This window comes from Magnetococcales bacterium, assembly GCA_015232395.1.
Lineage (GTDB): Bacteria > Pseudomonadota > Magnetococcia > Magnetococcales > JADFZT01 > JADFZT01.
Window position 1 is genome coordinate 45,446 of sequence record JADFZT010000027.1, and the last position, 8,279, is coordinate 53,724.

General features: G+C 56.8%; 8 protein-coding genes. 5 read left to right on the forward strand and 3 right to left on the reverse strand.

The features are described from left to right. From recF to dnaA, 3 genes are all read right to left on the reverse strand, one after another. Positions 1-1,124, reverse strand: a 1,124-nt coding sequence (recF, locus tag HQL52_09660; protein MBF0369709.1) for a DNA replication and repair protein RecF, incomplete at its 3' end; no start/stop codon positions are given. Between the two features lie 11 nt (positions 1,125-1,135). Continuing rightward, complete coding sequence (dnaN, locus tag HQL52_09665; GenBank protein MBF0369710.1) at positions 1,136-2,308, reverse strand: DNA polymerase III subunit beta; 1,173 nt, start codon at positions 2,306-2,308, stop codon at positions 1,136-1,138. Between the two features lie 34 nt (positions 2,309-2,342). Next, positions 2,343-3,713 carry a chromosomal replication initiator protein DnaA gene (dnaA, locus tag HQL52_09670; GenBank protein ID MBF0369711.1) on the reverse strand — a complete coding sequence of 457 codons (1,371 nt, stop codon included), beginning with the start codon at positions 3,711-3,713 and terminating at the stop codon, positions 2,343-2,345. Positions 3,714-4,222: 509 nt separating this feature from the next. On the opposite strand from dnaA, the gene rpmH reads away from it, so the two are divergent. From rpmH to mnmE, 5 genes are all read left to right on the forward strand, one after another. After that, complete coding sequence (gene rpmH, locus HQL52_09675) at positions 4,223-4,357, forward strand: 50S ribosomal protein L34 (GenBank protein ID MBF0369712.1); 135 nt, start codon at positions 4,223-4,225, stop codon at positions 4,355-4,357. Between the two features lie 139 nt (positions 4,358-4,496). Next, entirely contained in the window at positions 4,497-5,066 is a 570-nt protein-coding gene (gene rnpA / locus HQL52_09680) for a ribonuclease P protein component (protein ID MBF0369713.1), read from the forward strand. Positions 5,067-5,227: 161 nt separating this feature from the next. Continuing rightward, positions 5,228-5,437 carry a membrane protein insertion efficiency factor YidD gene (yidD, locus tag HQL52_09685; protein ID MBF0369714.1) on the forward strand — a complete coding sequence of 70 codons (210 nt, stop codon included), beginning with the start codon at positions 5,228-5,230 and terminating at the stop codon, positions 5,435-5,437. A gap of 23 nt (positions 5,438-5,460) precedes the next feature. Continuing rightward, on the forward strand, positions 5,461-7,110 hold the full coding sequence (gene yidC, locus HQL52_09690; GenBank protein MBF0369715.1) for a membrane protein insertase YidC: 1,650 nt from the start codon (positions 5,461-5,463) through the stop codon (positions 7,108-7,110). A 68-nt stretch (positions 7,111-7,178) separates the two neighbouring features. Then, the coding region (gene mnmE, locus HQL52_09695) for a tRNA uridine-5-carboxymethylaminomethyl(34) synthesis GTPase MnmE (protein MBF0369716.1) at positions 7,179-8,279 on the forward strand (1,101 nt) is incomplete at its 3' end.

Here is an 8,279-nt window from a genome sequence, read left to right on the forward strand (position 1 = left end):
TCCACTTCTGTTGCCGTACCTGTTTGAAAATCCCCATTTGTCACCTGGAAGGTGCGCTTTTCCCGACCATTCCAGGGAATCTCCCCGGGATCACAGGAGGTGACAAAAAGCTGATGGTCCCGCTCTCCGAGCAGAGTCATCAGCATCTCGATCCCCGTTCGGTCGAGTTCCGAAGCGGGATCGTCCAACAAAAACAGCGGCGCCTCTCCCAAAGTCTCTTCCAGGAGTGCCGCCTCTGCCAGTTTGAGCGCCAGCACGAATCTTTTCTGCTGCCCCTGGGAGCCGAAACGGGAAAGGGGGTGGCCGTCAAGACGAAATTGCAGATCGTCCCGGTGGGGGCCAATGGCGGTAGAACCTGCACGTCTGTCCACATCCCGATGGTGGGCCAGCTTTTCCCGATAGATGGCCGCCGCCTCCCGGGAGTTGTCCCAACGCTCTGCCAGGCGATCCAACTGGCAGGAGAGCACCATGTCGAACCGTTCCGGATCCAGGGTAAGGGCTGCCAAAAAAACCATCAGATGTTTTTTGAGAGGCGGCAAGACAGCCCGCCGCAGGATGGCTATTCTGGCACCATTTTCCGCCAGCCGGTCCTCCCAGGCGCTCATCTCCCTGGCATCACTGTTTCCCTTGCGCAGCAGCTTGTTGCGGGCTTTCAGGGCGGTCTGATAATCCCGCATCATCGCCGCATGGCGGCGTTCCCGGGAAAAGATCGCCCAATCCATAAAAGCCCGCCGATCCCCCGGCCCTCCCCGCACCAACCGGCTGGTTTCCGGGGTATAAATCACCGCAGCCAGGGCCTGTCCGAGGGCGGAAGTTGCCGACATCGGCTTGCCATCCAGCCGGGCTCCCTGGCGGTTTTCCTGACCATAAAAGTCAAGACGATGGCTCACCCCCTGGCTTCGGGTGAGGCCGTTCAGGGAAAACCAGGGCTCTCCATAGCGCCGCAACGCCCCCGGGGGAGCACGACGAAAGGAGCGTCCCGTCGCCAAAAGCCCAACGGCTTCCAACAGATTGCTCTTCCCCTGGCCATTGCCCCCGGTGATGAGGTTCAATCCGGCGACAAAGCCCAGAGAGGCCTCGGGAATGTTGCGAAAGTTACAAAGACGCAGAGACGCAAGCTCCATCGCGCAAGCGTCTAAACCCGCATGGGCATGAGAACAAACAGGGCGCTGTCCCGATCCGGATCGAGAACCAGCACGCTTTTTTCCTCTTCCTGGATCATAAAGCGCATGGTCTCCCCTTCGACCACATGGATAATGTCGAGAAGATAGCGCGCATTGAAGCCGAGAGAGATGTTGGGGCCGTCAAATTCGGCGACCATTTTTTCGTCCGCCACATCCTGCTCGGGGTTGTTGGTGTTGAATTTCAGCTGGTTTTTGCCGATCTTGATCCGCACCCCCCGGGATTTTTCGTTGGAGAGTACGCTCATCCGCCGCACCACCCCCTGGAGCTGGTTTTTGTCCACATCGAGCCGGTATTGATTATCTTGGGGAATCACCCGCTTATAGTTGGGATAGCGCCCATCCACCAGCTTGGAGATCAGGGTAATGCCAGGCCGGATAAACTGGATAAATTTTTCTTCGATAACCAGATCCAGGCTCAGCTCTTCCTCCTCTTTGTCCCCATTCTGCTCCCCCTCCCCCTCACTATCACTTTCACCAACATCCTCCAACAATTTGCGGGCTTCGGTCACCGCCTTGCGGGGGATGATCACCTGGAGGCGTTCCGGTGGGGCATAGTCCAGGATTTGTTCCACCAGGGAGAGCCGATGGGTATCAGTTGCCACCATGCGCATCCGGCCTGCCCCCTCCCCTTCGGCGGGTTCCACCTGGAGCGCCAGGCCGTTGAGGTTGAAGCGACTCTCTTCCGGTGAGATGGCAAAGTGGGTTTGATTGAACATGCCCAGAAGAGTGGCCGGATCCATGGGGATGCGGTGTTCCTCGTTGGGTTCGGGAATAGCGGGGAACTCATCTGCAGGCACCCCCCCCAGGTTGAAACGGGCCTCCCCCGAGGTCACCACCAGCCGCTGATTACCGTCCTCGAACAGACGCGCCTCGCCTTCGGGCAGCTCCCGGACAATTTCAAAAAGCTTTCTGGCTGAAACCGCCAACGCCCCCGGGCTTTCAATTTCCGCAGGACAGCGGGTTTTCAGGGAGACTTCCAGATCGGTCGCCGACAGGGAGAGAAATCCATCCTCGGCCTTCAGCAGGGTGTGTCCCAGGATCGGCATGGTGTTCCGCCGCTCCACAACCGTTTGGATCCGGGAGAGCGTTTTCAGGAACGCTTCGCGATCAATGTGTAGATCCATGTGAATACCTTGAGTGAATGATAGTGCACTGTCCTCATTTGCGAAGCATCTCTACGAGAGACTCCAACTCTTCAGCCAGCGTGGGGTCTTTGCCCTTCTTTTTTTCGATTTGGCGTACCGCATACAATACCGTCGTGTGATCTTTTTTGCCAAACTGGTGACCAATTTCCGGATAGGAGTGTCTGGTCAGCTGTTTGCAGAGATACATGGCCACCTGCCGGGGGTGGCTGAACAGACGGGATCGCTTGCCGGAGCGGATATCCGATGGCCGGATTTTATAGTAGGCAGATACGGTTTTTTGAATATTTTCAATGGAGACCTGTTTATCCTGACTTTTAAACAATCCCCGCATGGACTCCTTCACCAGGGGTAAGTTTATCGGTTTCTGGGTCAGAGAGGCCAGGGCCGACAGGCGAATGAGTCCGCCTTCCAGTTCCCGGACGTTGGTTTGGATGGCGTCCGCCAGGTAAAAAGCCACATCGTCGGAGATTTCCACCCCCTCCGTCGCGGCTTTTTTCTTGAGAATGGCCACCCGGGTTTCCAGGTCCGGGGTGAGAATATCCGCCACCAGCCCCCAGCCGAACCGGGAGCGCAGACGCTCTTCCAGGTGTTCGATATCCGCCGGGAAGGAATCCGAGGAGAGGATGATCTGTTTATTGGCCTCGAACAGGGCGTTAAAGGTGTGAAAAAATTCTTCCTGGGTGGCCTTCTTGCCGGCGATAAACTGAATATCGTCCACCAGCAAAATATCCACCGTGCGGAAATTTTCCTTAAAGTCGAAAACCCGGTTGAATCGGAGGGAGTTGATCAGCTGGGTCATAAATTTTTCCGAGGAGATATAAAGCACCTTCAACTCGGGACGGGTTTTGGCCAGCTCATTGCCGATGGCGTGGAGAATGTGGGTTTTGCCCAGACCGACTCCCCCATGAATAAAGAGGGGATTGTAGGCGGCGGCCGGGGCTTCGGCGACCCGGGCGGCGGCGGCGTGGGCAAACTGGTTACACCCCCCCACCACAAAAGAGTCGAAGGTGTATCGGGGATCCAGGCCGATGCTTTCCACCGGCTCCACGGGGGTGGGCGCTATCCGGGCCGTGGTGGCGGGGCTCCCGGCATCGGAGCCGGAGGAATCTTTTGATTTTTCCTCCGGTGCGACTTCATCGGGATTGGGATCTGCCCGATAGGAGATGCGGATGGGTCGCCCGGCTTCACTGGAGAGGCTGGATTCGAGCATGGAGCCGAAATGGCTCTGGATATAGTCGGCGGAAAAATCGTTGCTGGCCAAAATTTCCAGATGGTCCTCCGCCAGGGTACGGCCCTGCTTCAGTGGCCGGATCCACATGTCGTAGACGTGGGACGACAGCTGCTCTTGTATAGTCGTCTTGGCTTTGGACCAGATTTCGTTCATGAGGTGCGTTTTCGTTTCCGGTCTCGTCTTTTAAAGGACTGAATTGTTAGGGGGGGCTGGGGCTGGGCTGGTTGAGGGAGGCCCGGCTGACCCGATTTTCGGCTTTGAGACTAACACAGCCACAACCTTGCGGCAACGGCCCCGAGGGGGGTTGGCTGCCTCTGCTGCACCACTTCATCACCTGGCAGCAGGCTCTCCCTGCCAGGGGGTATTGGCAGGCCGGGAGAGGGTTGTGTCCGGTATATATTCGGGGATTATGAGACCCCTTGGTGACCCGTAGCGACGGCAATGTCACGATTCTCCTCTGTTTGGCAACAGGAAAGTCTTGACCTGGAAACCAATTTGCCTATGATGTCCCTTTTGCCCGGGATTCAGACCAGCCGGGGTAAGGGGCATGCGTGCCCCAAACGAAAGCACTTTAATCGCCTGACCTTTTTGGGAAACGCCAGTGAAACAACCAAGCCTTCCCAAGGAGCCGGGATTTTCAAGACTGAACGAGGTAAGCCTCCATGAAACGGACATTCCAACCCAGCAATGTGCGCCGCAAGCGCAATCACGGCTTTCGGGCTCGTATGGCAACCCGTGGTGGCCGGCAGATAATCGCCCGCCGTCGCCGTCGGGGTCGTCGTCGGCTTGCCGTCTGATCCTCTTTCGTTCTTTGAGATAAGGAATGAAAGGCGCTTGGACTCCACCGCGCCGATGACTCTCAGCCCATCCGACCGGACAGCCCCCCCCGATTCCGAGGGAAATTCACCCCGGGAAACCCATCCAAACCTGCCAAAAATGCAGAGCGAGGATCCCAGTGGGGCCTGTTTTCCAAAGCATCTTCGGATTCTGGACTCCAGAGAGTTCCGACAGATTCAAAACGGTGGGCTAAGCAGCAAGACACCTCTTTTTGTCCTGGTTTGGCGGCCCGGATCCCAAGCAGGGATGCGTTTGGGTTTGACTGTCAGTCGCAAGGTGGGTGTGGCGGTCGTTCGCAATCGGGTCAAGCGGGTGGTGCGGGAATTTTTTCGACAGCGCATTGCCGGCAACCGCCAGGTGAGTGAATCTTTTCGCCAGCAAGAGAGATCCGCCCAGAGGCACAAGGTGTCCACTGGCGGGAATCCTGAAGCGATTCGTCACCAAAACGGGGCCTCTGGTCGTTCTTCCGACAGCGGTCCAAGGGTGCAAGCTGTTGAAGATCGCGGCCAGGACTTTGTGGTGATCGCCCGCCATCGCGCCGGAAAATCGGACAATGCCGCCTTGCGGAAAGATTTGGAGCGGCTTTTTTTTAAGCCATCCAACCAGCACTCACAACGTTCAAAGCCAAGGCCTGCCCAAAGGCGCAGGCACCAGCCGAAACAGGGTTGAAGCCGTCATACGGAATTCACCTGTCGAAGGTTGCGATATTTGTCGTTGCGATATCTGTCACAGTAAGTAAAACGCCCCGCCGGGAATATCCTGACCGGGGTGGCTTAATCCGGTAGCGAACCGCAGGCCGGATGGATGGATGCTTGATCGGTAGGACTGATATGAAACGGCTGCTCCTGGGATTGATCCGTGGTTACCAATGGCTCATTACCCCCTTTCTGCCTCCGAGCTGTCGTTTTCATCCCACCTGCTCCAGCTATGCCATCACCGCCATTCGCCGCCACGGCAGCGGGCGGGGTCTGTTTTTGGCTGTTAAAAGAATCATGAAGTGCCATCCCTTTCATCCCGGCGGACTGGACCCGGTCCCCTAGTTTTCGATGAGGTAAGGATTTCCATGGATCAGCGTACCGTTTTGGCCATCGGCCTCTCTTTTGCTCTGCTGATGGCCTATCAGGTCTTCCTTTCCGTCTATTATCCCACCCCTGAGCAGGGTACGGAAATAATCCTGCAGGATGATGGCTCCCCGGTGGAAGGCGGAGTCGATTCAGATGTGGTCGTGGGTAAAGGTGCCACTGGCCCCGTGCTGGAAACCGACGGAGCCAAACCCCAGCCGGTGGCGCAACCCGTGGTTTATGATCCCGGTCCCACCGCCTCTTTTGAAAACAGCCTGGTCAGTGGTCAGATTTCCCTGAACGGGGGGCAGCTGATCGATCTGCGCTTTTTCAAACATCTCACCGAAATGGGGGAAAACGGCGAGCCGATCCAATATTTGAACGGCTCCGGTCCCCAGCAGTTTTTTAGCGAAAGCGGGTTTTTATCCACACCCGGACTCAAAATGCCTGGTCGTGATACCAACTGGCAGCTGGCCAAGGGATCCGGCAATCTGGATGAGGGTGAGATCCTCCTGGTCTGGGATAACGGCGCTGGTTTGCAATTTGAAAAGCGGCTTGAATTCAATCGGGACTCCTACCTGATGACCATCACCGACCGGGTGGTCAATCATACCGGTGAAGAGATCCCCGTCTATCACTTCGCCCAACTGGTACGCATTCGCCCGGAAGTCTCTCCGGACCAGGCCATGGCCATCGCTGACTTTGAGGGCCCCATCGGCTACCTTGACGGCGTGCGGGTTCTCAACGCCTACGACGATATCATCACTCAGGATTATTCCCAAAAGGCGATGGAAGGTTGGGCCGGTTTTTCCGATAAGTTTTTCCTGGCGGCGATGATTCCCGGCCCCGAAGCGAAAGAGCGCAAATATTATTTTGACTATGACGCTCCCTCCTATCGGGTGGGTGTGGTGTCGCCGAAAAAGAGTCTGAAATCGGACAGTGATCTGGTTTCCAGCCTGCAATATTTTATCGGTCCCAAGGAAATTCGCACCCTGGAAGCGCAAAATCTCAACCTGGAGCGGGCCATCGACTATGGCTGGTTTCACTTCCTGGCGGTGCCTCTGGTTCAGATTCTTCTCTTCTTCAATGACTTTTTCCACAACTATGGCGTCGCCATCATTTTCCTGACCATCCTGATCAAATTGCTCTTCTTCCCGCTGGCCAACAAGAGCTACCACTCCATGGCGGCGATGAAAAAATTGCAGCCCAAAGTGGAAGAGTTGCGCAAAAACTATAAAGACGACAAGCAGCGCATGAACCAGGAGATGATGAAGCTCTACCAGGATAACAAGGTCAATCCCCTGGGGGGCTGTCTGCCCATTGCGGTGCAGATTCCGGTCTTTTTCGCCCTCTATAAGGTCCTGTTTCTTTCCATCGAGATGCGCCACACGCCGTTCTTTTTGTGGGTACAGGATCTTTCTGTTCAGGATCCCTACTATGTGTTGCCGGTGCTGATGGGAATTTCCATGTTCATTCAATCCCGAATGAATCCAGCCCCGGCTGACCCGGTTCAAGCCAAGGTGATGATGCTGTTGCCGGTGGTCTTTACCATCTTCTTCCTCACCTTTCCTTCGGGTCTCGTGCTCTACTGGTTGGTTAACAACACCCTCTCCATTCTCCAGCAGGGTTACATCATGAAAAAAACCGCCTGAACCAGTCTGGCGTTTTATCCCCAACAAGGTAGGGTGGGGTCGACCAGGCCCCTATCGAAAGTCAGGCCATGCGCCCTCCCCTGCATCTGGAATCCGACCCGATCATGGGTCTTGCGACACCGCCCGGCAGCTCCGCCGTGGCGGTGTTGCGTTTGAGTGGCCCCAACCTGCTGCCTTCTCTGCTTCCCCTCTTTTCCACGCCCTCCGGCAATGCTCTTGAGGTTGGGGACTTTACCCCCCGAAAACTGCGCCTTCTTTATTTCCTGGATTATGATGACGCCCCCCCCCTCGATCAGGTGCTGGTGGTCTATTTTCCTGCGCCCCATTCAGCTACCGGTGAAGATCAGGTAGAGATCCACCCCCACGGATCCCCCGTGATTCTTTCCAGAATGATGGAGCGTCTTCTTGAAGTGGGATTTCGGACCGCCCGCCCGGGTGAATTCAGCCGCCGGGCTTATCTCAACGGCAAGATGGATCTGGTGCAGGCTGAAGCGCTCATGGGGCTCATTGAGGCCTCTTCCCTGCGCGCCGCAAGGGAAGCCTCCCGACAGCTGGCAGGCTCCCTCTCAGAGCGTCTGGGAGCCATTCGCGGGGAGCTTGTGGCGCTGCTTTCCCATCTGGAAGCGGGGCTCGATTTTCCCGATGAAGAGATCTCCCCTGACAATCAGGCGGTGATTGCAGAACGTCTGGCCCAGGTTTTGGCCTCCCTTCAGGAAATGCTTTCATCCGCACAGACCGGCAGGCATCTCAGTGAAGGGTTTCAGCTGGTGATTATGGGCCGCCCCAATGTGGGGAAATCATCCCTCTTCAATCGGCTCATCGGTCAGGATCGGGCCATTGTCACCCCCCTGCCCGGCACCACCCGGGACCTCATCGAAAATCAGCTCATCATCGATGGCATCCCGGTGCTGCTGGTGGACTCCGCCGGCATCCGCTCCCAGGCCGAAGAGATTGAGCAGGAGGGCATTCGCCGGGCCAAGGCCAAGGCTCAGGGGGCCGATGGGGTTTTGTTTGTGGGTGAGGCGCATCTTGGTCTTCAGGAAGAGGAGGAGCTGATGCTTGGGGGTCTTGATCCCGAACGGCTGATCGTGGTCTGGAACAAAGGCGATCTGTGCTCTCCCCTCCCCGATCCGACCCGCGTCAATCCGCCCTCTCCCCCCCAAACCCCA

Excerpts from the sequence above, each read along its gene's own strand:
- dnaN (MBF0369710.1), bottom strand. The coding sequence starts at position 2,308 with ATGGATCTACACATTGATCGCGAAGCGTTCCTGAAAACGCTCTCCCGG.
- dnaA (MBF0369711.1), bottom strand. The coding sequence starts at position 3,713 with ATGAACGAAATCTGGTCCAAAGCCAAGACGACTATACAAGAGCAGCTG.
- rpmH (MBF0369712.1), top strand. The coding sequence starts at position 4,223 with ATGAAACGGACATTCCAACCCAGCAATGTGCGCCGCAAGCGCAATCAC.
- rnpA (MBF0369713.1), top strand. The coding sequence starts at position 4,497 with ATGCAGAGCGAGGATCCCAGTGGGGCCTGTTTTCCAAAGCATCTTCGG.
- yidD (MBF0369714.1), top strand. The coding sequence starts at position 5,228 with ATGAAACGGCTGCTCCTGGGATTGATCCGTGGTTACCAATGGCTCATT.
- yidC (MBF0369715.1), top strand. The coding sequence starts at position 5,461 with ATGGATCAGCGTACCGTTTTGGCCATCGGCCTCTCTTTTGCTCTGCTG.